This is a genomic window from Thioalkalivibrio thiocyanodenitrificans ARhD 1 (assembly GCF_000378965.1).
GTDB lineage: Bacteria > Pseudomonadota > Gammaproteobacteria > Ectothiorhodospirales > Ectothiorhodospiraceae > Thioalkalivibrio_A > Thioalkalivibrio_A thiocyanodenitrificans.
The window spans coordinates 3,347,941-3,372,417 of record NZ_KB900536.1; the positions used below are offsets into that span (position 1 = coordinate 3,347,941).

The 24,477-nt window shown below is 65.3% G+C and carries 17 protein-coding genes and 1 tRNA gene; 16 read left to right on the forward strand and 2 right to left on the reverse strand.

What is annotated here, in order from left to right; translation table 11 throughout:
- Position 1: 1 nt before the first annotated feature.
- From nuoN to pnp, 10 genes are all read left to right on the forward strand, one after another.
- On the forward strand, positions 2-1,444 hold the full coding sequence (nuoN, locus tag THITHI_RS0115920) for an NADH-quinone oxidoreductase subunit NuoN (RefSeq protein ID WP_018234097.1): 1,443 nt from the start codon (positions 2-4) through the stop codon (positions 1,442-1,444).
- A gap of 9 nt (positions 1,445-1,453) precedes the next feature.
- Positions 1,454-1,771 (forward strand): DUF2818 family protein, encoded by a 318-nt coding sequence (locus THITHI_RS0115925; protein ID WP_018234098.1) that lies wholly within the window; start codon positions 1,454-1,456, stop codon positions 1,769-1,771.
- Positions 1,772-1,989: 218 nt separating this feature from the next.
- A tRNA-Met gene (locus tag THITHI_RS0115930) sits at positions 1,990-2,066 on the forward strand.
- 148 nt (positions 2,067-2,214) lie between these two features.
- Positions 2,215-2,673 (forward strand): ribosome maturation factor RimP, encoded by a 459-nt coding sequence (rimP, locus tag THITHI_RS0115935; protein ID WP_018234099.1) that lies wholly within the window; start codon positions 2,215-2,217, stop codon positions 2,671-2,673.
- A 124-nt stretch (positions 2,674-2,797) separates the two neighbouring features.
- Complete coding sequence (gene nusA, locus THITHI_RS0115940; protein WP_018234100.1) at positions 2,798-4,300, forward strand: transcription termination factor NusA; 1,503 nt, start codon at positions 2,798-2,800, stop codon at positions 4,298-4,300.
- A gap of 126 nt (positions 4,301-4,426) precedes the next feature.
- The gene (infB, locus tag THITHI_RS0115945) at positions 4,427-6,976 is read left to right on the forward strand and encodes a translation initiation factor IF-2 (protein WP_026186429.1); all 2,550 of its coding nucleotides are present in this window, start codon (positions 4,427-4,429) and stop codon (positions 6,974-6,976) included.
- Between the two features lie 22 nt (positions 6,977-6,998).
- On the forward strand, positions 6,999-7,385 hold the full coding sequence (gene rbfA / locus THITHI_RS0115950; RefSeq protein ID WP_018234102.1) for a 30S ribosome-binding factor RbfA: 387 nt from the start codon (positions 6,999-7,001) through the stop codon (positions 7,383-7,385).
- Between the two features lie 84 nt (positions 7,386-7,469).
- Entirely contained in the window at positions 7,470-8,399 is a 930-nt protein-coding gene (gene truB / locus THITHI_RS0115955) for a tRNA pseudouridine(55) synthase TruB (protein WP_018234103.1), read from the forward strand.
- A gap of 275 nt (positions 8,400-8,674) precedes the next feature.
- Positions 8,675-8,944, forward strand: a complete 270-nt coding sequence (rpsO, locus tag THITHI_RS0115960; RefSeq protein WP_018234104.1) for a 30S ribosomal protein S15 — start codon at positions 8,675-8,677, stop codon at positions 8,942-8,944.
- Positions 8,945-8,974: 30 nt separating this feature from the next.
- Positions 8,975-11,056, forward strand: a complete 2,082-nt coding sequence (pnp, locus tag THITHI_RS0115965; RefSeq protein ID WP_018234105.1) for a polyribonucleotide nucleotidyltransferase — start codon at positions 8,975-8,977, stop codon at positions 11,054-11,056.
- A 929-nt stretch (positions 11,057-11,985) separates the two neighbouring features.
- Here the strand turns inward: pnp and THITHI_RS0115970 are convergent.
- Positions 11,986-12,942, reverse strand: coding sequence for a hydrolase (locus tag THITHI_RS0115970; protein WP_018234106.1), 957 nt, complete (start codon positions 12,940-12,942; stop codon positions 11,986-11,988).
- Between the two features lie 90 nt (positions 12,943-13,032).
- Here THITHI_RS0115970 and THITHI_RS0115975 point away from each other — a divergent pair, with 90 nt between their 5' ends.
- The 6 genes from THITHI_RS0115975 (at position 13,033) to THITHI_RS0116000 (ending at position 23,408) form a co-directional block, all read left to right on the forward strand.
- Positions 13,033-13,689 carry a class I SAM-dependent methyltransferase gene (locus THITHI_RS0115975; RefSeq protein ID WP_018234107.1) on the forward strand — a complete coding sequence of 219 codons (657 nt, stop codon included), beginning with the start codon at positions 13,033-13,035 and terminating at the stop codon, positions 13,687-13,689.
- A 167-nt stretch (positions 13,690-13,856) separates the two neighbouring features.
- Entirely contained in the window at positions 13,857-15,305 is a 1,449-nt protein-coding gene (locus THITHI_RS0115980; protein WP_018234108.1) for a circularly permuted type 2 ATP-grasp protein, read from the forward strand.
- Between the two features lie 4 nt (positions 15,306-15,309).
- On the forward strand, positions 15,310-16,248 hold the full coding sequence (locus tag THITHI_RS0115985; protein ID WP_018234109.1) for an alpha-E domain-containing protein: 939 nt from the start codon (positions 15,310-15,312) through the stop codon (positions 16,246-16,248).
- Positions 16,249-16,435: 187 nt separating this feature from the next.
- Positions 16,436-19,822, forward strand: coding sequence for a transglutaminase family protein (locus THITHI_RS0115990; protein ID WP_018234110.1), 3,387 nt, complete (start codon positions 16,436-16,438; stop codon positions 19,820-19,822).
- A 146-nt stretch (positions 19,823-19,968) separates the two neighbouring features.
- On the forward strand, positions 19,969-22,503 hold the full coding sequence (locus THITHI_RS0115995) for a circularly permuted type 2 ATP-grasp protein (protein WP_232199440.1): 2,535 nt from the start codon (positions 19,969-19,971) through the stop codon (positions 22,501-22,503).
- Positions 22,500-23,408: a transglutaminase family protein gene (locus THITHI_RS0116000; protein WP_018234112.1), complete on the forward strand. Its 909-nt coding sequence runs from the start codon at positions 22,500-22,502 to the stop codon at positions 23,406-23,408. The genes THITHI_RS0115995 and THITHI_RS0116000 overlap by 4 nt, the downstream gene beginning before the upstream one ends.
- 19 nt (positions 23,409-23,427) lie before the next feature.
- Here THITHI_RS0116000 and THITHI_RS0116005 read toward each other — a convergent pair whose 3' ends face one another.
- Positions 23,428-24,231: a proteasome-type protease gene (locus THITHI_RS0116005; RefSeq protein ID WP_018234113.1), complete on the reverse strand. Its 804-nt coding sequence runs from the start codon at positions 24,229-24,231 to the stop codon at positions 23,428-23,430.
- Positions 24,232-24,477 lie beyond the last annotated feature (246 nt).

Sequence of the window (24,477 nt, forward strand, 5' to 3'; positions counted from 1 at the left end):
TATGAGCTTCGAAATCCCAGATTTCATGCCGGTGATCCCCGAGATGTTCGTGCTCGGCATGGCCTGCGCGATCCTCGTGATCGACCTGTTCGTGCCCCAGGCCCGGCGCGACATCACCTATGGCCTGTCCCAGTTCACGCTGTTGGGCGCCGCGGTGTTGACCCTGATCCTGGCCGCCCCGGAGGCACGGCTCACCTTCAACGGCACCTTCATCGCCGATGCCCTGTCCGACCTGCTCAAGGTGGTGGTGTATGTCATCACCGCGGCGGTGTTCCTGTACTCGCGCCCCTACCTCAGGGACCGGGATATCTACAAGGGGGAGTACTACGTGCTCGGCCTGTTCGGCGTGCTGGGCATGATGATCATGATTTCGGCCTACAGTTTCCTGACCCTGTACCTGGGTCTTGAATTGCTGTCGCTGTGCCTGTACGCCCTGGTGGCGTTCGACCGGAATTCGGGCCGCGCCTCGGAAGCGGCCATGAAGTATTTCATCCTGGGGGCCATTGCCTCCGGCATGCTGCTCTACGGCATGTCCATCCTGTACGGCATCACCGGCAGCCTGGATATCATCGAGGTGAGCAACCACCTGATCACCGCCGGCAGCGGGCTCAACGTACCACTGGTGTTCGCGCTCTCCTTCGTGGTGGTGGCGCTGGCCTTCAAGCTGGGCGCCGTGCCGTTTCACATGTGGGTGCCCGATGTCTATCACGGCGCGCCCACATCGGTGACGCTGTTCATCGGCACCGCGCCCAAGCTGGCCGGGCTGGCCATCGTCATGCGTCTGCTGGCGGATGGCCTCGGTCCCCTGCACGGGGACTGGCAGGGGATGCTGATGATCCTGGCGGTGCTCTCGCTGGCCGTGGGCAACGTGGTGGCCATCGCCCAGACCAATATCAAGCGCATGTTCGCCTACTCCACCATCTCCCACGTGGGCTTCATCCTCATGGGCATCCTGGCGGGCACTGCCGAGGGCTACGGCGCGGCGCTTTTCTATGTGATCACCTATGCCATCGTGGCCGCCGGTGGCTTCGGCATGATCATCCTGCTCTCGCGCAGGGGTTTCGAGGCGGAGAACCTGGACGATTTCCGGGGCCTGAACGAGCGCAGCCCCTGGTTCGCCTTCATCATGCTCCTGATCATGTTCTCCCTGGCCGGGGTGCCGCCCACCGTGGGCTTCTACGCCAAGCTCTCGGTGCTGCAGGCCGTGATTCAGGTGGATATGATCTGGCTCGCCGTGTTCGCGGTGATTTTTGCCATCATCGGTGCCTTCTACTACCTGCGGGTGGTCAAGCTCATGTACTTCGACAAACCGGAGGATGAGACACCGCTGCCCAGGGCCCTGGGCATGAACGTGGCGCTGAGCATCAACGGCCTGCTGGTGATCGTGCTGGGGATCTTTCCGGGGCTGCTGATGTCTCTTACTACCGGTGTCATAGGGTGGTAGGACTGTTACATGTCTTCCGATTGGCTGGTTTGGGTGTACTTCTCCATGGCGTTCGTGGCGGCGAACCTGCCCTGGTTCAGTGAGCGGGTGTTTTTCCTGCTGGAGCCGAAGGGCGGGGAGAAGGGGGCTGCCATGCGCCTGGTTGAGCTGCTGGTGCTGTACTTCATCATCGGCGGCATCGGGCTCGGTTTCGAACGTCAGGTCACCGGCGGCATCCACGGTCAGGGGTGGCAGTTCTTCGCCATCACCGGCGCTCTTTTCCTGGTGTTCGCCCTGCCGGGCTTTATCTACCGCTACGACCTGCGCAAGCACCTGCGCCACCGCTAGGCCACCATGATCGCGTCGGATCCGTTCCGGGTTGGACGTGTTTGAGCCACAGAGGTCACAGAGAGCAATGCCGGGGGCTCCGAAGATCCAGCGATCCCTTTTCTCTGTGGCCTCTGTGCCCCCTGTGGCAAGAAATGGTTTGTCCCGCGGTCGCGGCCCCGCAGCCCCCATCGGCCTTGAAATCCCCCGCCCGAACGGCTATATTATGCAACCTCTGATGCGGGGTGGAGCAGTCTGGCAGCTCGTCGGGCTCATAACCCGAAGGTCGCAGGTTCAAATCCTGCCCCCGCTACCAAGGATGATAAAAAAGGCCCCGGATGGGGCCTTTTTGTTACCGGCCTTCCGTGGTAACGGCTGACGGGAGGCGGACAAGCTTTGGTGTTTTCATATGGGCCGTGAGCCCATTTTTTGTTTGCGGTGGTGCCGTGACACAACAGGACTCCTTGCAACTCAAGGCCTTGCTGGCCCCGCTGGTGGCCCGCATGGGCTATGAGCTCTGGGGCCTGGAATACCGTGCCGGCAAGCGAAGCGCCCTGTTGCGGCTGTTCATCGACAGCGAATCGGGCATTACGCTGGATGACTGCACCGAGGTGAGCCGGCAGGTGAGCGCCGTGCTGGACGTGGAAGATCCCATCCGGGTGCCCTATACCCTTGAGGTGTCCTCCCCCGGGGTGGACCGCCCCCTGTTCGAGGCCGCTCAGTATGCCCGTTACGTGGGCCGGCAGGTCCGGGTGCGAACCCAGTGGCCGGTGGGCGGACAGCGCAACTTCTCCGGCGAGATCGTGGCCGCGGACGAGCAGTCCGTCACCCTGCAGGTGGAAGGCGAGCCGGTGCGCGTACCCCTGGAGTCCATTGCCAGGGGCCGGCTGGTGGGCCGGTTGCGCGATGCAGGTGGAGAATGATCACAGGTTGCGAGGATTTTCGCCCCGAACGGCGCAGTGACGGTCGGGGCATGCTTGAGTTGCCGGGCCCGGGTGCCTTTGCGCCCGGGGAATCGGTACCGGAAGGTGTACAGGAGAGGCTGTCATGAACAAAGAGATCCTGATGGTGGTGGACGCCGTTTCCAACGAGAAGGGCGTCGAGAAGGATGTGATCTTCGAGGCCATCGAGGCTGCGCTTGCGTCCGCCACCAAGAAGAAGCATGGCGGCGAGATCGACGTGCGCGTCAGTATCCACCGGGAGTCTGGCGACTACGAAACCTACCGGCGGTGGCTGGTGGTGGACGATGAAGATCCGGAATTCGAGTCTCCGGAGCGCCAGATCCTTCTCTCCTACGCCCGTCAGAGGCACCCGGACATCGAAGTGGGCGAGTATATTGAGGAGCCCATGGAGTCTGTGGATTTCGGCCGAATCGCGGCGCAGACAGCCAAGCAGGTGATCGTGCAGAAGGTGCGCGAGGCCGAGCGCGCCAAGGTGGTGGACGAGTTTCAGGACCGGGTGGGGGAGCTGGTCATGGGCACGGTCAAGCGCACCGAGCGCAGCGGCGTGTTCCTGGACCTGGGCGGCAATGCAGAGGCCTTTATTCCCCGGGAGGATATGATTGCCCGGGAGACGGTGCGGGCCAATGACCGTCTGCGGGGCTATCTCAAGGAAGTGCGCACCGAGGCGCGCGGCCCCCAGCTGTTCGTAAGCCGCACGGCACCCGAGTTCCTCGTGGAGATGTTCAAGCTCGAGGTGCCCGAGGTGGGCCAGGGGCTCATCGACATCATGGGCGCCGCCCGCGACCCGGGCCTGCGTGCCAAGATCGCCGTGCGGTCCAACGATCCGCGCCTTGATCCCGTGGGTGCCTGCGTCGGCATGCGCGGTTCGCGGGTGCAGTCCGTGTCCAACGAGCTGGCCGGCGAGCGGATCGACATCATCCTCTGGGACGAGAACCCGGCCCAGTTCGTGATCAACGCCATGTCGCCGGCTGAGGTCCTGTCCATCGTCATGGACGAGGATCGCCACAGCATGGACATCGCCGTGGCCGAGGACAAGCTTTCCCAGGCCATCGGCCGGGGCGGGCAGAACATTCGCCTGGCGTCCCAGCTCACGGGCTGGGAGCTTAACGTGATGAATGAGGCGGAGGCCGCCGAGAAGAGCGAGGCAGAGGCCACCGAGCTTCAGCGCATGTTTCAGGAACAGCTGGACGTGGACGAGGAGGTGGCCGCCATCCTGGTGCAGGAAGGTTTCTCCAGCATCGAGGAAGTGGCCTATGTGCCTACCTCGGAGATCCTGCAGATCGAGGAGTTCGACGAGGATATCGTCGAGGAGTTGCGCGCCAGGGCGCGTGATGCGTTGCTCACCAGGGCCATTGCCACAGAGGAAGAAGTCTCCACTGAGCCTGCCGAGGATCTGTTGGGCATGGAGGGCATGGACCGGGAGCTGGCATTCAGGCTGGCGGCCCAGGGCATCTGTACCATGGAGGATCTTGCCGAGCAGGCGGTGGATGACCTGGTGGACATCAGCGGACTCGATCCGGAGAAGGCCGGTGAACTGATCATGACCGCGCGGGCGCCCTGGTTCGAGGATGAGGCGAAGGACGCGTGAAGCGAAGGGACAGGAAATATCAAGGGTCGGAGCGCGGTGTCACTGTTGTGTGGGGAGAAGGTGACGCATGTTTGCTCAGGCACGATCTGCCGCTCCGGCGTGGAAAGTTTGTGGAGGTGATGGAAGATGACCGATGTAACGGTTAAGCAATTGTCAGAGGTAGTGGGCACCCCCGTGGAGCGGCTCCTGGAGCAGCTCAGCGAGGCGGGTGTCAGCGTCTCGAGCGCCGAACAGATGGTCACCGAGGAGCAGAAGCTTCAGTTGCTGGAGCACCTTCGCAAGAGCCACGGCAAGGCCACCGGTGGCGAGGGCAAGAAGATCACCCTGCGCCGCAAGAGCACCACGGAACTCCGGGTCACCGGATCCCAGGGTCGCTCCAAGACTGTGAGCGTGGAGGTGCGCAAGCGCCGGACCTACGTGAAGCGTGATGAGGCCGAGACTGTCACGGAGCCGGAACCGGCGCCGGAGGTGTCCAGCAGGGCCGCGCAGGTTGCCAAGCAGGTGGAAGAGGAACGCCAGGCTGCCATGGATGCCTCGCGCCGCGCCGAGGAAGAGCGCAAGACCGCAGAGGCGGAACGCAAGGCGGAGCAGGAGCGAAAGGCCGAGGAGGCCGCACGTCTCGAGGCCGAGGAAGCGGCGCGCCGCAAGGCTGAAGAGGAGGCCCGGGCAGAACGCGAAACGGCCGCGCCCGAGGTGTCGCCTCCGCCTCCGCCTCCGCCCTCCGACGCGGAGGGCGCCAAGCCCGGCCGCCGCCGTCGTGCGGCCGGCAAGGAACGCGAGGAGAGTCCGGCCGCCCGCCGGGAGGAACTGCACGTGGCCAGCGACAAGCGCGGCCGCCGCAAGGGCAAGGGCAAGGGCACCCGCGTGGCGGCTGCCGCGGTGGCCAGCAAGCATGGCTTTGAGCGGCCCACCGCGCCGGTGGTGCGCGAGGTCGCTCTGCCCGAGTCCATCACCGTGGGCGAGTTGGCCCAGAAGCTGGCCGTCAAAGCGCCTGAATTGATCAAGGCGCTCATGGGCATGGGTGTCATGGCCACCATCAACCAGAGTGTCGACCGGGATACCGCCACCCTCGTGGTGGAGGAACTGGGTCATGTGGCCGTGCCCATGCAGCAGGCGGACCTGGACGAAGAACTGGTGGTTGCGCACGCCGAGCCCACCGGTGAGTTCAAGCCGCGTCCGCCGGTGGTGACCATCATGGGCCACGTGGACCACGGCAAGACTTCCCTGCTCGATTACATCCGCTCCACCCGCGTGGCCTCCGGGGAGGCCGGCGGCATCACTCAGCATATCGGCGCCTATCACGTGGAGACCGACCGCGGCGGCATCACCTTCCTGGACACCCCGGGCCATGCCGCGTTCACGGCCATGCGCGCCCGCGGCGCCAAGGTGACCGATATCGTCATCCTGGTGGTGTCCGCGGACGATGGCGTCATGCCCCAGACCGTCGAGGCCGTCCAGCATGCCAAGGCCGCCGGGGTCCCTATCGTGGTCGCCGTGAACAAGATCGACAAGCCGGAAGCCGATCCCGAGCGGGTCAAGAACGAACTCACACAATATGAGGTCATCCCGGAAGAATGGGGTGGTGACACCCAGTTCGTGCATGTGTCCGCCCTCAAGGGTACCGGTGTCGATGCACTGCTGGAGGCGGTCAACCTTCAGGCCGAGGTGATGGAACTGAAGGCCCCTGACGAGGGCGCTGCCCAGGGCGTGGTGATCGAATCGCGCCTGGACAAGGGACGTGGTCCCGTGGCGACGGTGCTGGTCCAGCGCGGCACGCTGAACAAGGGTGACGTGATTCTCACCGGTCAGGAGTTCGGCCGCGTGCGCGCCATGTTCGATGAACGCGGCACGCCGGTGAAATCCGCGGGGCCGTCCATGCCCGTGGAGGTGCTGGGCCTGTCCGGCACGCCCAACGCCGGTGACGACGTCCTGGTGCTGGAGGATGAGCGCAAGGCACGGGAGGTGGCGCTTTTCCGGCAGGGCAAGTTCCGCGAAAGCAAGCTGGCCACCCAGCAGGCGGCGAAGTTGGAGAACCTTTTCAGCCAGTTGCAGGAGGGCGAGGTCGGCACGGTCAACATCCTGCTCAAGGCGGACGTGCAGGGCAGTGCCGAGGCGCTTCGCGATGCCATGGAGAAGCTGTCCACCGACGAGGTGAAGGTCAAGATCGTGGCTGCCGGTGTAGGTGGCATCACCGAATCGGACATCAACCTGGCCAAGGCGTCCGAGGCGATCGTCATCGGCTTCAACGTGCGTGCCGATGCGGGTGCCCGCAAGGCCGTGGCCGATCAGGACGTGGACCTGCGTTACTACAGCGTTATCTACGAGGCCATCGACGACGTGAAGCAGGCGCTTTCGGGTCTGCTGTCGCCGGAGATGCGCGAGGAGATCATCGGTCTGGCCGAGGTGAAGGACGTGTTCAAGTCCTCGCAGTTCGGCGCGGTGGCCGGTTGCCTCGTGGTCGACGGCACCATCAAGCGCGGCAACCCCATTCGTGTGCTGCGCGACAATGTGGTGGTCTACGAAGGCGAACTGGAATCCCTGCGCCGCTTCAAAGACGACGTGAACGAGGTGCGCTCCGGTACCGATTGCGGCATTGCCGTGAAGAACTACAATGACGTCAAGCCGGGTGACCAGATCGAGGTCTACCAGCGTGTCGAGGTGGCCCGCAGCCTTTGACCGATACGGGACACGACACCAGATGCCCAGAGATTTTTCAAGGACCGAGAGGGTAGGCGACCAGATCCAGCGGGAACTGGCCGATCTCATTCGTCTCGAAGTGAAGGACCCGCGCGTGGGCATGGTGACCCTCGCCGGCGTCGAGGTCAGCCGTGATCTGGCCCACGCCAAGGTCTGGTTCACGGTACTGGGCGATGCGAAGCAGGTGGCGGATACCACCGAAGGTCTGCAGCGCGCGGCGGGATTCCTGCGCCGGGAACTGGGCCGGCGCATGCGGCTTCGCATGGTGCCTCACCTGCACTTTCACTACGACGACACCCAGGAGCGCGGCGCGCGCCTGTCCGCCCTCATCGACCAGGCCGTGGCCGAGGATCGTGCCAGGCACCCGGACGATGAGGAAGACCTGTAAATCCGCATTTGTCCTGTTCATCCTGTCCATTGGTTTTTCTTCGCCTGAACGCCTCTGCGGCCACTCCTTTCGAGCCAGCACCCGATGAACAAACCGAAGATCCAGCGCCGGGACGTGCACGGTATCGTGCTGCTGGACAAGCCCCAGGGCTACACTTCCAACCAGGCGCTTCAGCGGGTGAAGTACCTGTTCCGGGCCCGAAAGGCCGGGCACACGGGCAGCCTGGATCCCCTGGCCACCGGCCTGCTGCCCATCTGCCTCGGCGAGGCCACCAAGGTATCCGGATTCCTGCTGGATGCGGACAAGCATTACCGCACCCGCTGCCGCCTGGGCGTCACCACGAACACGGCGGATTCGGAAGGCGAGGTCCTGCGGGAACGCCCGGTGCCGCCGCTCGACGCCACGCTGATCGAGGCGGCACTGGCGCCGTTTCGCGGCCCCATCCGGCAGGTGCCGCCCATGTACTCGGCGCTCAAGCATCAGGGCCGGCGGCTCTACGAACTGGCCCGCAAGGGCGAGCAGGTGGAGCGTCCCCCGCGCGATGTCACCATTCATGAACTGACCTGTCCGGGCTTCTCGGCCGACACCCTGGAACTGGACGTGCGCTGCTCCAAGGGCACCTATGTCCGGACTCTGGTGGAGGATATCGGCGAGCGCCTGGGCTGCGGTGCCCACGTGATCGAACTGCGGCGACTGGGACTCGGACCCTACGACGGGCGCGCTATGGTGACACTGGATGAGATCGAAGCCCGGGCCGCGGAGGGAGAGGCGGCCCTGGACGCGCTGCTGACACCCGTCGACAGCGCCCTGGAGCATTGGCCGGCGGTGAGCCTCGATCGGGACAGTGCCTTTTATGTGCGCCAGGGGCAGGCGGTGTTCGTGCCGGGTGCGCCGACCCGGGGCATGGTGCGTATCTATGGCCCCGGCCGGGTCTTCCTGGGCATGGGGGAGATCCTGGATGACGGCCGGGTGGGCCCTCGCCGGCTGATGGTACCGGGGGCCCGGGAGGCATGAAATGGACAGGATTCAGGGGATCCTTCCGGGAAGGACAGGATGTTTCCGGGACCATTTCTGCGGTGGGTATGTGCCGCCGGTCCTGACGAGGCGGTCCGGCACTCCGCGGCCCCGCCCCGGGGGAATAAGACCCTGTTAATCGGGAGAAATCCCGCAGATCCGGTCCATCGGGTTTTCCCCTGTCAGCCCTGTTCCATAAGCCCCCCGCGTGATAGAATTCCCGACCTTTACCAAGAGCACAGCCTTCTCGCGAGATCTTCAGGAGTGATTGCAGCATGTCTCTGAACACAGAAACCAAGGCGGGCATCGTCGAAAAGTACCGCCGTGATCCGTCCGACACGGGCTCTCCCGAGGTCCAGGTCGCGCTGCTGTCCGCGCGCATCGAACACCTCATGGGCCATTTTGCCTCCCACAAGAAGGACCATCATTCCCGCCGCGGACTGCTGAAGATGGTCAACCAGCGCCGCAAGCTGCTGGATTACCTCAAGAGCCAGGACAAGCAGCGTTACCAGGATCTGGTCAGCAGCCTGGGTCTGCGTCGCTAAATTCTTCATCGGAAACAGCCGGGAGTCACCGTGACAGCCATCAAGAAGTCCTTCCAGTACGGTCAGCACACCGTCACCCTCGAAACCGGAGAGATCGCACGCCAGGCAACCGCTGCGGTCATGGTCAACATGGCGGATACCGTGGTGCTGGTGACTGCGGTTGGCCAGAAGGAGACGACTCCCGGCCGGGATTTCTTCCCGCTCACCGTCAACTACCAGGAACGCACCTACGCCGCCGGCCGCATCCCCGGCGGCTTTTTCAAGCGTGAAGGGCGCCCCACGGAGAAGGAGACGCTGACCTGCCGGCTCATCGACCGCCCGGTTCGTCCTCTCTTCCCCAAGGGCTTCCAGAACGAGGTGCAGGTGGTGGCCACGGTCATGTCCGTGAATCCGGATGTGGACCCCGATATTCCCGCCATGCTCGGCGCCTCCGCTGCCCTGAGCCTCTCGGGCATGCCCTTCAAGGGGCCCATCGGTGCGGCCCGCGTGGGCTATATCAACGGTGAGTATGTACTCAACCCGGGCATTTCCGCCCTCAAGGATTCCGACCTGGACCTGGTGGTCGCCGGTACCGAGAAGGCCGTGCTGATGGTGGAATCCGAGGCCAAAATGCTTTCCGAGGAGGTCATGCTCGGTGCCGTGATGTTCGGCCACGAACAGTTGCAGGCCGCCATCCGTGTGATCAACGAGATGAAGGCTGAGGCGGGCAAACCCGACTGGGACTGGACGCCGCCCGAGGACAACGTTGCCCTGAAGGAGGCGGTTGCGGCCGCCTGCGAGACAGAGCTTTCCGCCGCCTACCAGATCGCGGAGAAGCAGGCCCGCACCGAGCGGGTCAATGCCCTGCGCGACGAGGCCGTGGAGAAACTGGCCACCGGCGAGGAAGGGGCCCCGACCCCGGAGCAGGTCAAGGCCGCTTTCGGCTCCCTGGAAAAGCGCCTGGTCCGCGGCCGCATCATCGACGGGCATCCCCGCATCGATGGTCGCGACACCCGCACCGTGCGTCCGATTACCGTGCGAACCGGTGTGCTGCCCCGTACCCATGGCTCCGCCCTGTTCACCCGTGGGGAGACCCAGGCCCTGGTGGTCACCACCCTGGGTACCGATCGGGATGCCCAGTTCATCGAGGCCCTGGAGGGTGAGCGCCGCGAGCGGTTCATGCTGCACTACAATTTCCCGCCCTATTGCACCGGCGAAACCGGCATGGTCGGATCACCAAAGCGCCGAGAGATCGGTCACGGGCGTCTGGCCAAGCGCGGCGTACAGGCCGCCCTGCCGGCCGAGGAGGATTGCCCCTACGTGCTGCGGGTGGTCTCCGAGATCACCGAGTCCAACGGCTCCAGTTCCATGGCCTCCGTGTGCGGCACCAGCCTGGCGCTGATGGATGCCGGCGTCCCGCTCAAGGCCCCGGTCGCGGGGATCGCCATGGGTCTGATCAAGGAAGAGAACGGCTTTGCCGTGCTCACCGACATCCTGGGTGACGAGGACCACCTGGGCGACATGGACTTCAAGGTGGCCGGCAGCACGGACGGCGTGACCGCGCTGCAGATGGACATCAAGATCGACGGCATCACCCGCGAGATCATGGAGAAGGCCCTGGAGCAGGCCAGGGAAGGGCGCCTGCACATCCTCGGCAAGATGAACGAGGTGATCAGCGAGCCGCGCACCGAGGTGTCCGCATTCGCGCCGCGCTTCACCACCATCAAGATCCACCCGGACAAGATCCGCGACGTGATCGGCAAGGGTGGCGCCACCATCCGCGCGCTGACCGAGGAGACCGGCGCCAGCATCGATATCTCCGATGACGGCACGGTGAAGATCGCCTCCGTCGACAAGGCCGCCGGCGAGGAGGCCCGTCGCCGCATCGAGGAGCTGACCGCCGACGTGGAGGTGGGCCGTATCTACGAGGGTCGAGTGGCCAAGATCATGGATTTCGGCGCCTTCGTGAACATCCTTCCCGGCCGCGACGGCCTCGTGCACATCTCCCAGATCTCCGAGGAACGGGTGGCCAGCGTGAGCGACCGCCTTTCCGAGGGCGAGACCGTTCGGGTCAAGGTACTGGAAGTGGACAAGCAGGGGCGCATTCGCCTGAGCATGAAGGAAGTGAGCTGACGGGTGCTGTTCCGATCTGTCGAGTGAAAGAAGGGGCCTTGGGGCCCCTTCTTTTTTGGAGTCTCTGGCCTGGTTTTCCTTTCTGTCCGTGTCAGTGGGAAGGCAAAGGCGTTTCGATCCGGCTTGCAGCCGGCTCGAGTTACTTTTGTTCGGCGCGTCCATGCGCCTCACCCCTTCGGGGCTGGCGCGCAAAATCGCTCCCGGTGATTTTGTCTTGCTTGTCCAAGAAAAGTAACCAAAAGAAGGACACCCCGATGCCGCACCCGCTGTGGCGGGTGCCCTGCGTTGCTCGGCTTCGAGGGGGTCGGCAGACAGGCCGTCCCTGGCCTGACTGCCGACGCGCCGCGTCCGTGCGGCGCCCCTTCGGGCTTTTACCCTCGAAGCCTGCGCTACTCGGTGCGTCATAGGGGAGAAGGTCAAAACCGCTTCGACGGAGTTCGGTACGAGCGACGCCCTCGTCGCGAATACTTAAGCTCTGCATTCCACCCCCCCGTTCGGCCCGAAGTCGAGCCTTCTGTGGCAAGGTCGATCGAAGTCCAGGCGCGTGAGGCTCGGCGGATCTCGACCGCAAGCGGTCTTGATCTTCCCCCGTATGGCTCGCCGAGCACGGGGCTGTCCCGGGGTCAAAGCCCGTCAGGGGCGCCGCACGGACGCGGCGCGTCGATCGTCAGGCCAGGGAAGGCCTGTCGATCGACCTCCCCGGGGCAGCTCCGCGCGCAGGGCACCCCGAAGGGGCGAGACATCCGTGGTGTCTTTTCTTTGGTTACTTTACTTTGGACAAGCAAAGAAAGTAACTCGAGCCCCGTGCAACGGGGATCGAAAGCCTTTGACTTTCCAAAGACTCAGGCAAGAGAACCCGCTCCAGACACATCCCCCCCCACCAAACCGCCTCTGATGCCAACCCGCTCGTCGCAGTTCTCCGGACGACCCTACCGACCGGCAGGAAACCGCTCCCCCAGCCACGCAAGACACCGCTTCTCCAGCCACCGCCCCCCGAAGCTGTCCATGAACCCCGCATGCCCGCCACCCGCCGCCACCTCAAGCCGGACTGCCTCGGAGATTTCCGGTGTTTTCGGAATCACATCCGGCGTCATGAAGGGATCGTTCTCCGCATGCAGGATCAGGGTGGGTACCCGAATGCCGGAGAGCAGCGGCCGGCAGCTGGCGCGGCCGTAGTAGTCGTCCACATCCCGGTAACCGTGAAGCGGGGCCGTGACGGCGTTGTCGAAGGCCCTGAAGTCCTTCAGGCGCCGAAGCTCGGCGCGCTTCACGGGCATGGTCACGCACCGGGACTTGCGGGCTACGGAACGCCTGAGCCGCCTGAGGAGGTACCACTGGTACAGGCGTGAAAAACCCCGGTTCATGCGCTCGGCGGCGCGTGCCAGATCGAAGGGCACGGAGATGGCGATGGCGGTGTCCACGGGCGTGCCCGTGGCCGGGTCCCCGAGCCAGCGGAGCAGGGCGTTGCCGCCCAGCGATACGCCGACCACACCCAGCAACCGGTCGGGCAGACACGCGCGGACGTGACCGACCACATACCGGATGTCCCCGGTCTCGCCGGCCGAGTATGATCGAGGCAGGCGATTGGGCTCTCCGCTGCAGCCCCGGAAGTGCATCACCACCCCCTGATAATCGGCCTGAGCGAGCCGATGCATGAGGCCCGCCGCGTAGGGGCTGCGGCTGGAACCCTCCAATCCGTGGAGCAGCAGCACCAATGGCCCCGGGCGGGCGGGGCCCCAGTCCAGGTCCAGGAAATCCGTGTCGGGCAGTTCCAGGCGCTCGCGCCTGAGCGGGGTGCCGCGGCGTGGCAGAAGGTTGGGAACGAGGGTCTGCAGGTGGGCCCCCGGCAGCCACCACGCAGGCGTGAATGCGGCCGTCCCGCGCATGGGTCAGCCTGCTCTCCAAAACGGGGACGCCCCTTGAAACGCGGGCCCGGAGCCGGTACAACAGAGACACCACTTTCGCCAAGGGTTGCCATGGATCTCCCTTCCATCCGAAGCGCCTACAAGCGCTATGCCCTGACGTATGACGCCTTTTTCGGCCCCATCTTTGCGGGCGGCCGCCGTATGGCGGTGCAGCTCGCCAACACCGCCGCCAACCAGCGGATCCTGGAGGTGGGTGTGGGCACGGGGCTCTCCCTGCCGGACTATCGGGAGGATGCCCGGGTAGTGGGTATCGATGTCAGCCCGGACATGCTCAAAATCGCCCGGGAACGGGCGCGGGGTCTGCCCCAGGTGGAAGCCCTGCTGGAAATGGATGCGGAGCAGTTGGCTTTCCCGGACAACAGCTTCGACAGTGTCGTGGCCATGTACGTGGCCTCGGTGGTGCCTCATCCCGAGCGGCTGCTGGCGGAGATGCAGCGGGTCTGCATACCCGGCGGTGATGTGCTGGTGATCAATCACTTTGCCTCGAATCATCCGGTTGTACGTCGCATGGAGCGCGGACTGCGGCCCCTGTCCAAGATACTTGGATTCCGCACCGACATGGAACTGGACTCGCTGCCCCGTCTGCCCGGCCTGGAACGGATCGATGTGCGTAACGCCAATCTCTTCGGCTACTGGAAGCTGGTGCATTATCGCCATGACGAGGAATTGCCCGACGGGCCGCTGACCGGAGAGGCACTGGCGGGGTGATTCGACGATCGGGATTCAAAGTTCAAAGTTCAAAATTCAACGGTAAATCTTCCTTTCCCACCACGGCCGGTCCAGGCCATCGGGGCCCACCTTGAATATCGAAGCCTGAATCCTGGATTATCCTGTAACGATTATCCATTCACTCTTCCCTCGGGACCCCCATTCGTATGAGCATCGACTGGAAGAGCTACGACCCCAACGGCTTTTACGACGAGCTCATCAGCTCGCCCGGCTACTCGCGTGCGGCGGCACGTACGCTGACCTCCTACCTGCGCTCCCTGAGTGACGAGGAGATCCACGAGCGCAAGGCGGCGGCCGAGCACGCCATCGTCGAGATGGGCATCACCTTCACGGTGTACACGGAAGGCGGCAATATCGATCGCGCCTGGCCCTTCGATATCATCCCCCGGATCATCCCGCGCAAGGAATGGCTGCGGGTGGAGGAAGGCCTGAAGCAACGGCTGGCGGCACTAAATCTGTTCATCAATGACCTCTATAACGACCAGAAGATTCTCAAGGACAAGGTCTTTCCCGGTGAGGTGCTGGCCCAGTCCCGCAACTTCCGCGACCAGTGCGTGGGCGCCGAGCCGGCGCACGGCGTGTGGGCCCACATCTGCGGATCGGACCTGGTGCGCGATGCGGACGGCACGATCTACGTGCTGGAGGACAACCTGCGTGTGCCCTCCGGCGTGTCCTACATGCTGGAGAACCGCCAGGTCACCAAACGGGTGTTCCCGGAACTGTTCGAGAACTACAGCATCCTGCCCGTGGATGAGTACCCGTCCCAGCTCTTCGACATGCTGGCCTCCCTCTCGCCCCGGCCGCTGGATTATCCCGAGGTCGTCGTTCTGACCCCGGGCATCTACAACTCCGCGTACTTCGAGCATTCCTTCCTGGCCCAGCGCATGGGGGCGGAACTGGTGGAAGGCAGCGACCTGATGGTGGCCGATGACGATTGCGTCTACATGCGCACCATCGGCGGCCTGGAGCGTGTGGACGTGATCTACCGTCGCGTCGATGATCTGTTCCTGGATCCGGAGGTGTTCAATCCGGACTCCATGCTTGGGGTGCCGGGCCTGATGCGCGCATGGCGCAAGGGCAACGTGGCCCTGGCCAACGCGCCCGGTGCGGGGGTGGCCGATGACAAGGTGGTCTACGCCTTCGTGCCCGAGATCATCCGGTACTATCTGGACCAGGATCCCGTCATCCCCAATGTGCCCACCTATCGCTGCATGTACCGTGAAGAACGCGAGTACGTGCTTGCGCACCTGGATGAACTGGTGGTCAAGCCCGCCAATGAATCAGGTGGCTACGGCATGCTCATCGGGCCCCATGCGACGAAGCGCCAGCGTGCGGAGTTCGCGGCGCTGATCCGGAAGGATCCCAGGAACTACATTGCTCAGCCGACCCTGTCCCTGTCGACCACGCCCACCCTGTGCGACGGTCACCTGGAGCCTCGGCATGTGGATCTGCGCCCCTTCATCCTGCAGGGCGTGCGCACCGATGTGACCGCGGGCGGATTGACCCGTGTTGCCCTGAGGAAGGGCTCCCTGGTGGTCAACTCCTCCCAGGGAGGGGGCAGCAAGGATACCTGGATCGTGGATACGGAGTCCTGACGACATGCTTTCACGAGTGGCCGAACGTCTCTACTGGGTGGCCCGCTACATAGAGCGGGCCGAGAACACCGCGCGCATGGTGATGGCCTTTTCCCACCTGGCCCTGGACATGCCCCGCTCGGTGCAGTTGTCCTGGCGAAGCATGGTGACGACCACGGGCGCGGACGAGGGTTTCGAGCATCATTACCAGCGCGATGACGAACGCAACTGCATCAAGTTCCTCCTGGCGGATCTGGACAACTCGAGCTCCATCATGAGCTCACTGACCGCGGCGCGGGAGAACGTACGCACCACGCGGGACCTGGTGCCTGCCGAGGCATGGGAATCCGTCAACGAGCTGTATCTGTTCGGCAAGACGAACGCGGAGTCCGGTGTGGGTAAACGCGGACGGTATGCGTTCCTGTCCGAGGTCATCGCCCGGTGCCAGCAGATCACCGGTCTGCTGGCAGGCACCATGAGCCACGATCATGCCTATGATTTCATCCGCGCCGGGCGCAATCTGGAGCGTGCCGACATGAGCTCGCGCCTGCTGGATGTGGCGGGCATCGGACTGCTGGCCAAGGGGGAGGATCAGGAGGCCTTCGAGAGCCTGCTGTGGATCAATATCCTCAAGTCCCTGAGCGGGTTTCAGATGTACCGCCAGCACGTGCGGCGCCGGGTAAGCGGCGCCCTGGTGATGCAGTTTCTGCTCCAGGACCGGCAGTTTCCCCGGGCCGTGGCCCACGCGTTGGGAGAGGTGGAATCGAGCCTCTCCAATCTGCCACGCAATGAACTCCCCCTGCGCTTCATCGCCCAGGTGAAACGCCACGTACAGGATGCCGATATCGACTCGCTCCTCAAGCCCGATGACCTGCACCAGTTTCTCGATCAGATCCAGAAAGAGATGGCCGAGACCCATGACAGCATCGTCGAAAACTGGTTCCGCCTCGACCGGGCGGCCTGAGGCCGGAGTTCGAGGGGTGCTCACCGGGTGAGGGAGCCAAAACCATGAAGGGCTTGAACCGCAAAGGACGCCAAGGCATGCGATAGGTACGCGAAGGAAGATTATTCATTTCAAGCCTTGCGAACTTCGCGCATACCTTGACGTTCTTTGCGGTCATACTCTCATAGTCGTAATCCCGGGGTTCTCCATGGCCATTCGCGTCGCACTCAATCATCGGACGGTGTACCGCTTCGATCGCAGGGTGCGGGTCTCGCCCCATGTGATCCGCCTGCGTCCGGCGGTGCACACTCGCACGCCGGTTCTGGCCTACTCGCTGCAGGTCGAGCCGAGGGAACATTTCATCAACTGGCAGCAGGATCCCTTTGGGAATCTCCTGGCGCGAGTGGTGTTTCCGAAGCCCATGACACAGCTCGCCGTCACCGTGGACCTGGTGGCGGAGTTGACGGTCATCAACCCCTTCGATTTCTTCGTCGAGCGCTACGCGGAGCATTTCCCGTTCACGTACGACGTGATCCTGGCCAAGGATCTGATCCCGTACCTGGAGATCGCGGAACGCGGGCCGCGACTCATGGGCTGGTTGTCGGAAGTGGACTGCGGCGAACGGGGCATCGTGGATTTCCTGGTGGATCTCAACCGCCGGCTTCAACAGGACATCGCCTACGACGTGCGCATGGAGCCGGGAGTGCAGACCTGCGAGGAAACACTGGAGCGGCGCATCGGTTCCTGCCGGGACTCCGCCTGGCTGCTGGTGCAGATTCTGCGCCACCTGGGGCTGGCGGCGCGCTTCGTCTCCGGGTACCTGGTGCAGCTCACCGCCGACCAAAAATCCCTGGACGGACCCTCCGGTCCGGAGCGGGATTTCACCGACCTGCACGCATGGGCCGAGGTGTTCGTGCCCGGCGCGGGCTGGATCGGCCTGGATCCCACCTCGGGCCTGTTCGCGGGTGAGGGACACATTCCGCTCGCCTGCACGCCGAGCCCCCTGAGCGCGGCCCCCGTTTCCGGCTACACGGAGGTCTGCGAGGTGGCCTTCGAGCACCGCAACGAGGTGAGCCGTATCCATGAGGACCCGCGGGTCACGAAGCCCTACAGCGATGACCAGTGGGCGGCCATCGACGCCTTGGGCCGCAGGGTGGACCAGGATCTCGCGGACGGCGATGTGCGTCTGACCATGGGGGGTGAGCCCACCTTCGTCGCCATCGACGATATGGAAGGGGCCGAATGGAACACCCGCGCCGACGGGCCCTACAAGCGTCGGCTGGCCCGGGGTCTGGCGGGACGGCTGCTCAGGCGCTTCGCACCCGGCGGCATGTTCCACCACGGACAGGGCAAGTGGTATCCGGGAGAGCCCCTGCCGCGCTGGTCGCTGGGTTGTTTCTGGCGCAGGGATGGTGAACCGGTGTGGCGGGATCCCGGCCTGCTGGCGGACACAAGCCGGGACTATGGCCACCGCCGTGATCAGGCCCTGGCCTTCGCACGTGAGCTTTCCCGCCATCTGGGTGTACCGGAAAGCTACCTGGTGCCCGGTTACGAGGACCCCCTCTATTACCTGTGGCGGGAGGGCAGCGCGCCCGTCAACCGGGACCCCCTCAAGGCGGACCTCAAGAGTTCCTCGGAGCGCCGGCGCCTGGCACGCGTTCTTTCCCAGGGGCTGGACGAGCCGGTGGGCTATGCCCTGCCGCTCACCTGGGACCACGAGTTGGGTCACTGGCGCAGTGGTGTGTGGGCGTTTCGCCGCGGCAACCTGTTCCTGGTTCCCGGCGACTCGCCCATGGGTCTGCGCCTGCCCTTGGACAGCCTGCCATGGGTGGCGCCCGCCGAGCGCGATGAACCCCGGGCGCCCGATCTGTTCGAGGAACGTCCGGAACTGGGCGACTACTTCGGCGAGGTGGCCCGGCGGTTCAGTGAACGCGTCGCACCGGAGGATCCCCGGATGGACACGGGGCTGCAGCCACAGGTCCCGGGTGATGATCCGGACGATACCCGATGGGCGGAGATCCCCCACACCAGCCTTTGCGTGGAGGCCCGGGAAGGCCGGCTGCATGTGTTCCTGCCGCCACTGAGTTTCCTGGAGCATTACCTTGATCTGGTTGCGGCAGTGGAGGCGGCTGCCGCCCGGCTGCAGTTGCCCGTGGTGCTGGAGGGTTACGAGCCGCCCCGGGACAATCGCCTGGAACGCCTCCTGGTGACGCCGGACCCCGGTGTCATCGAGGTGAACATCCATCCCGCCGCTTCCTGGGAGCAGCTGCGGGACAACACGCTCGCCCTCTACGACGAGGCACGCCAGTCCCGTCTGGGCACCGAAAAGTTCATGCTGGACGGCCGCCACACGGGCACCGGCGGCGGCAACCACGTGACCCTCGGGGCGGCAACGCCGGCGGATAGCCCGCTGTTGCGCCGTCCGGATCTGCTGGGTTCACTGGTGACCTTCTGGCAGCACCATCCGGGGCTTTCGTACCTCTTCTCCGGGATGTTCATCGGACCGACCAGCCAGGCACCGCGCATCGACGAGGCACGCAACGAATCCCTCTACGAACTGGAGATCGCCCTGCAGCAACTGCCGCGGGACGAGGAGCCGCGTCCGTGGCTGGTGGACCGGTTGTTCCGCAACCTGCTGGTGGACATTACCGGCAATACCCACCGGGCCGAGTTCTGCATCGACAAGCTCTACTCGCCGGACACCCCGACGGGGCGCCTCGGGTTGCTGGAACTGCGGGCCTTCGAGATGCCGCCCCACGCGCGCATGAGCCTGGTGCAGATGCTGCTGCTGCGCACGCTCGTGGCCTGCTTCTGGCGCGAGCCGTACCGGCATCGGCTGGTGCGCTGGGGCACGGCCCTGCATGACCGTTTCATGCTGCCTCATTTCGTGGAGCGGGACATTGCCCAGGTGGTGGAACTCCTGAACCGCGCCGGCTACCCCTTCCAGGCGGAGTGGCTGGCGCCGTTCTCCGAGTTCCGCTTTCCCCATTACGGGCGGGTGAACGTCGGTGACATCCGGATCGAGCTGCGCATGGCCCTGGAACCCTGGCACGTGCTGGGCGAAGAGGTCACCCGGGCGGGCACGGCCCGCTACGTGGATTCTTCCGTAGAGCGTCTGCAGGTCCGGGTCACGGGGCTCACCGAGGGCCGCTACATGCTGGCCTGCAACGGCCGGCGTGTGCCCCTGCAATCCACCGGCACCCACGGGGAATACGTGGCCGGGGTGCGTTACCGGGCCTGGCAGCCGCCCTCGGCCCTGCATCCCAACATCGGCGTGCACGCGCCCCTTGTGTTCGACCTGATCGACACGTGGAACGGGCGCGCTGTCGGCGGCTGCACCTACCACGTCTCCCACCCGGGCGGGCGCAACTACGACGTCTTCCCGGTCAACGCCTTCGAGGCCGAGGCCCGGCGCATCACCCGCTTCTGGGACCACGGCCATACCCCGGGCACTCTGCAGCCGCCGCCGGATATCCGTTCCATGGCGCAGTTCTTCCCCGAAGGCAGCCCTCCGGGCCCCATGGCTCCGCCGGTCGAACCTCCCGATCCGGAGTACCCGCATACCCTTGACCTGCGACGGGGACCGGCCGGATAGGTGGTTCAAGATTCAAAGTTCAATGTTCAAAGTATGCGGGCCACGCTCCGGTATGTGGTTTATCCTTTGAACTTTGAACTTTGAACTTTGAACTTTGAACTTTGAACCTTGACCGCCCCGTGTCCGCCACCCCGCAAGATTCCCGTTTGCTGCATGACCGCTACGCACCCCCGGAGGGGGTGTATGACGAGTTGTGCCAGTCGCCGGGGTCGCCCAGGCCGCACTGGGCCGGCGTGATGGAGTCCATGGACGCGGTGGGGCGGGACGGGCTGCTGGCGCGGGCGGCAGAGGCGCGGCGGTTGCTGCGCGAGAACGGGGTCACCTACAACGTCTATTCGGATCCGCAGGGCACGGAGCGGCCCTGGCCCCTGGACCCGGTACCGCTGCTCATGGACAGCAGCGAGTGGGCGGGCATCGAGACCGGGCTCGTCCAGAGGGCGGAACTTCTGAACCTGGTGCTCAAGGACCTTTACGGGCCCCGGAACCTCCTCCGGCAGGGCATCCTGCCTCCGGAACTGGTGTTCGGCCAGCGCAGTTTCCTCCATGCCTGTGACGGCCTCCCGTTGCCGGACCATGCGCTGACCCTGTATGCCTCGGATCTGGCCCGGGGACCGGACGGGCAGATGTGGGTGCTGGGTGACCGCACCCAGGCGCCCTCCGGGGCGGGCTATGCCCTGGAGAACCGGGTGGTGCTTTCGCGGGTCTTCCCGAGCCTGTACCGTCAGGCCGGCGTGCACCGCCTGACGGGTTTCTTCCAGGCCCTGCGCACGCGCCTGGCGGCGCTGTCGCCCCGGCAGGACACGGAACCCCGGGTGGTGCTGCTCTCCCCGGGCCCCCTCAACGAAACCTGGTTCGAGCATGTCTACCTGGCCGGTTACCTGGGCTACACCCTGGTCCAGGGGGAGGACCTGATCTTCTCCGGCGGCCGGGTCTGGCTGCGTTCCCTGAGCGGGCCGGAGCCGGTGGACGTGATCCTGCGCCGGGTGGATGACCTGTTCTGCGATCCGCTGGAACTTCAGCAGGATTCCCGCCTGGGCGTGGCCGGTCTGGTGGAGGCGGTGCGCCGGGGCCGGGCGGCGGTGGCCAATCCCCTGGGCAGCGGCCTGCTGGAATCGCCGGTGCTGTCCGTGTTTTTGCCCGCGATCGGCCGCTATTTCCTGGGCCAGGAGCCGCAGCTCCCCTCGGTGACCACCTGGTGGTGCGGCGAAAGGCAGGGACGGGAGCACGTGCTGGCCCATCTTGACCGGCTGGTGGTGCGCACCGTGGATGGCAGGGGGGAGGGTGGCCGTCCCGTGTTCGGTGCACTGCTGTCCGCGGCCGAACTGGAGGCGCTCAGGGCACGCGTCCGTGCCCGTCCCGAGCGCTACGTCGGCCAGGAGCAGATCGCGCTGTCCACCGCGCCTGTGCTGGCCGGAAACGGCGTGTTCGAGGCGCGTCATGCCGCCGTGCGCGCTTTCCTTTGCGCACGGGAGGACGACTACGTGGTCATGCCCGGCGGGCTGACGCGCGTGGCGGGCCGGGCAGGGGATATGGTGGTCTCCAACCAGGAGGGGGGCCTGAGCAAGGACACCTGGGTGCTGTCCTCGGAGCCCGAACCGGTGAGCGGTCCGTTGACCGCGATTCCCGAGGGTCCGGTGGCGGGCATGCAGGCGTCCCTGCCGAGCCGTGTGGCCGAGAACCTCTTCTGGATGGGCCGCTATGCCGAGCGCGCCGAAGGCACCGTGCGGCTCCTGCGCAGTGTCTTCAAGCGCCGCCGGCTGGCCCGTGAATTGTCGGCACCTTACGAGCAGGCGGCGCTGGAGGCGCTGCTGCGCAGCCTGACCCACCTGACGACCTGTTACCCGGGCTTCGTCGGCCAGGGCGCGCAGGCGCGGCTTGAGGCGCCGGAGGCGGAGCTCCGTGCGCTGATCACGGACCCGGAGCGTCCCGGTACCCTGCGTTATACGCTCAACGCCCTGTTCCAGTCCGCCTATGCGCTGCGGGACCGGGTCTCGGGGGATTCCTGGCGCGTGCTGGCGGCCCTGCGCGACCAGAGCCGAAGCCTGGTGTGCGCACCGGGCAGCGATCCGGAGGAACTGCGCGATCCCCTGGACGAGGTGATCACGAGGCTGCTGGCCCTGGCCGGTCTGGCCCAGGAGAGCACCCTGCGCCAGACCGGCTGGCTGTTCCTGGACACGGGACGGCGCCTGGAACGCGCCCAGCTGTCCGTGAACCTGTTGCGGGCCACCCTCGTGGCGGGGCACGAATTCACCACGGAGGGGCTGCTCATGGAGGCGGTGCTGGCCTGGGGCGAGAGCCTGGCCGCCTACCGGACCGGGCACCGGTCGGCGCCGGAGATGCGCCGCGTGCTGGACCTGATGCTGCTGGAGGTCACCAATCCGCGGGCGCTCGTGTTCCAGCTTGAGCGGCTGGAGGAACATGCCCGGGCCCTGCCGGATACGGCCGGCGACGGGCGGCTTTCGCCCGTGACCCGGCCCCTGACGGAGGCCCTGATGTCTCTGCGTCTGGCCGACACCGGGGCCTTGTGCCGGGTGACGGCCGACAGCGGCATGCGCGGCGAACTGGACCAGCTGCTGGCACGCCAGAGTCACCTGTTGCACCAGGCGGCCGAGGCCCTTGTGGCCCGGTACTTTGCCTTTGCCCACAGTCAGCATCCGCTGGATCCCGGGGGTGATGCGTGAGATATCACATCCGCCATGTCACCGAGTACCGCTATCCGGAGCGGGTGGGCCTGTGCCATAACGTGACCCGCCTGACCCCCCGGGCGACGCCCCGGCAGCGGTGTGTGCTGGCATCGGTCACCTGTGATCCGGTGCCCGCCTACTGGAGCGACCGTGAGGATTTCTTCGGCAACCGGGTCAATTTTCTCACCATCGAGCAGCCGCACACGGTGTTCCGGGTGGTGGCCGACAGCCAGGTGGAGATCCTGACGGCCCCGGATGAACTGGATCTGCAGCGCGACACCCCGTGGGACGAGGTCCGTGATTGCCTGGATTCCGGGGTCTCCGGGGCGGTGCTGGACGCCCGGCTCTACCGGCTCTGGTCCCCCCGCATCCCGGCGCTGCCGGAACTGATCGACTATGCCCGGCCTTCCTTCGAGCCGGGGCGTCCCCTGCGGGAGGCGGTGTCCGATCTCATGGCCCGTATCCACGGGGACTTCGACTACGATCCGGGTTTCACCACGGTCAGCACCCCGCTCGCCACGGTGCTCGAGCATCGCAAGGGGGTCTGTCAGGACTTCGCCCACCTCGCCATCGGCTGCCTGCGTGCCATGGGGCTGGCCACCCGCTATGTGAGCGGCTACCTGGAGACGCGCCCCCCGCCGGGACAGGAAAGGCTGCAGGGCGCGGATGCCTCGCACGCATGGTTCGCGGTGTTCGACCCGGGTCAGGGCTGGCTGGAATTCGATCCCACCAACAACGTGATCCCCATGGAGCGCCACATTACCCTGGCCTGGGGACGCGACTACACGGACGTGTCACCGCTCAAGGGCGTGCTGTTCGGCGGCGGCGAGAGCCACGGGCTGACGGTGGCGGTGGACGTGGTCGCCGAGGTGGGAAGTGAGAATCGGGAAGTGGGAAGATAACTTCGCACTTCCCCGATTCTCACTTCTCCCTTTTCTTTCTGGCCGCCTTCTTGCGCCCGCTTACCTGGGTGCCGCGGCGTTTTCGGTCGCGGGCGGATTCCCAGTCGAAACGGGGCAGGTCCTGGAAGGCCTTCCTGATGTTCTCGTCCCAGGCGCGCTTGAGGGTCTGTAGGTACGCGTCATCGTTCTCCAGGCACAGATAGTGCTCGAAGGCGAGGCTATCCTTTTCGTAGACCAGCACCTCGATGGGCGGGCCCACGGTGACGTTGGACTGCATGGTGGAGTCGATGGACACCAGGGCGCAGCGGGCGGCATCCCCCAGGGGGGTGGACGGCGTGATGATGCGGTCCAGCACGGGCTTGCCGTACTTGCTCTCGCCGATCTGAAGGAACGGCGTGTGGGGTGAGGTGGTGATGTAGTTGCCCTGGGGATAGACCAGAAAGATCTCCAGCGGACCCTTCTCGATCTGTCCGCCCAGGATGAATGTCGCGTCCGGATTGAACTCGGCACGGGACAGGGCGCCCGTGTGCTTTTCCTGCTCTTCCCGGTTCAGCCGGCCCAGGTAGGCGGCCGCCTCGGACAGGTGCTGCACGGTGTTGAGGCTTTCCCCGGCACCGTCGTCCATGTCGCGCTTGAGCTGGTTGAGTACCGCCTGGGTGGTGGCCAGATTGCCGGCCGCCAGCAGCACGAATACCCGCTCCCCCTCCGTGTCGAAGGTGTGCATCTTGCTGTAGGTGCTGATCTGATCGGCACCGGCATTGGTGCGCGAGTCGGACGCAAAGACCAGCCCCTCGTCCAGAGCGATGGCGACGCAGTAGGTCATGGGCGCGGTGCGGGAATCCCGGAAGCGTGGAGCGAAAGATGGTAGGCGGGGTAGTGCCTGCGGTCAATGAATGAAGGGGTCGGATACAAGGGGCAGGAGACAAGACGCATCCCCCCCTCATGGGGGAGGCCAGGGAGGGGCTAGTTCTAACGGGCCCCGGCGGCCCCTTCCCAACCCTCCCCCGCAAGCGGGGGAGGGGGTTCAAGACAATGGGTTTCCTGTCTCTTCCGACTTGCCTCCTGCCTC

What these genes read in the sequence shown, in the direction of transcription:
- THITHI_RS0115925 (WP_018234098.1), top strand. Translation starts at nt 1,454, where the DNA reads ATGTCTTCCGATTGGCTGGTTTGGGTGTACTTCTCCATGGCGTTCGTG.
- rpsO (WP_018234104.1), top strand. Translation starts at nt 8,675, where the DNA reads ATGTCTCTGAACACAGAAACCAAGGCGGGCATCGTCGAAAAGTACCGC.
- THITHI_RS0115990 (WP_018234110.1), top strand. Translation starts at nt 16,436, where the DNA reads ATGGCCATTCGCGTCGCACTCAATCATCGGACGGTGTACCGCTTCGAT.
- rbfA (WP_018234102.1), top strand. Translation starts at nt 6,999, where the DNA reads ATGCCCAGAGATTTTTCAAGGACCGAGAGGGTAGGCGACCAGATCCAG.
- truB (WP_018234103.1), top strand. Translation starts at nt 7,470, where the DNA reads ATGAACAAACCGAAGATCCAGCGCCGGGACGTGCACGGTATCGTGCTG.
- infB (WP_026186429.1), top strand. Translation starts at nt 4,427, where the DNA reads ATGACCGATGTAACGGTTAAGCAATTGTCAGAGGTAGTGGGCACCCCC.
- THITHI_RS0115980 (WP_018234108.1), top strand. Translation starts at nt 13,857, where the DNA reads ATGAGCATCGACTGGAAGAGCTACGACCCCAACGGCTTTTACGACGAG.
- nusA (WP_018234100.1), top strand. Translation starts at nt 2,798, where the DNA reads ATGAACAAAGAGATCCTGATGGTGGTGGACGCCGTTTCCAACGAGAAG.
- THITHI_RS0115975 (WP_018234107.1), top strand. Translation starts at nt 13,033, where the DNA reads ATGGATCTCCCTTCCATCCGAAGCGCCTACAAGCGCTATGCCCTGACG.
- THITHI_RS0115970 (WP_018234106.1), bottom strand. Translation starts at nt 12,942, where the DNA reads ATGCGCGGGACGGCCGCATTCACGCCTGCGTGGTGGCTGCCGGGGGCC.
- THITHI_RS0116005 (WP_018234113.1), bottom strand. Translation starts at nt 24,231, where the DNA reads ATGACCTACTGCGTCGCCATCGCTCTGGACGAGGGGCTGGTCTTTGCG.
- nuoN (WP_018234097.1), top strand. Translation starts at nt 2, where the DNA reads ATGAGCTTCGAAATCCCAGATTTCATGCCGGTGATCCCCGAGATGTTC.
- THITHI_RS0115985 (WP_018234109.1), top strand. Translation starts at nt 15,310, where the DNA reads ATGCTTTCACGAGTGGCCGAACGTCTCTACTGGGTGGCCCGCTACATA.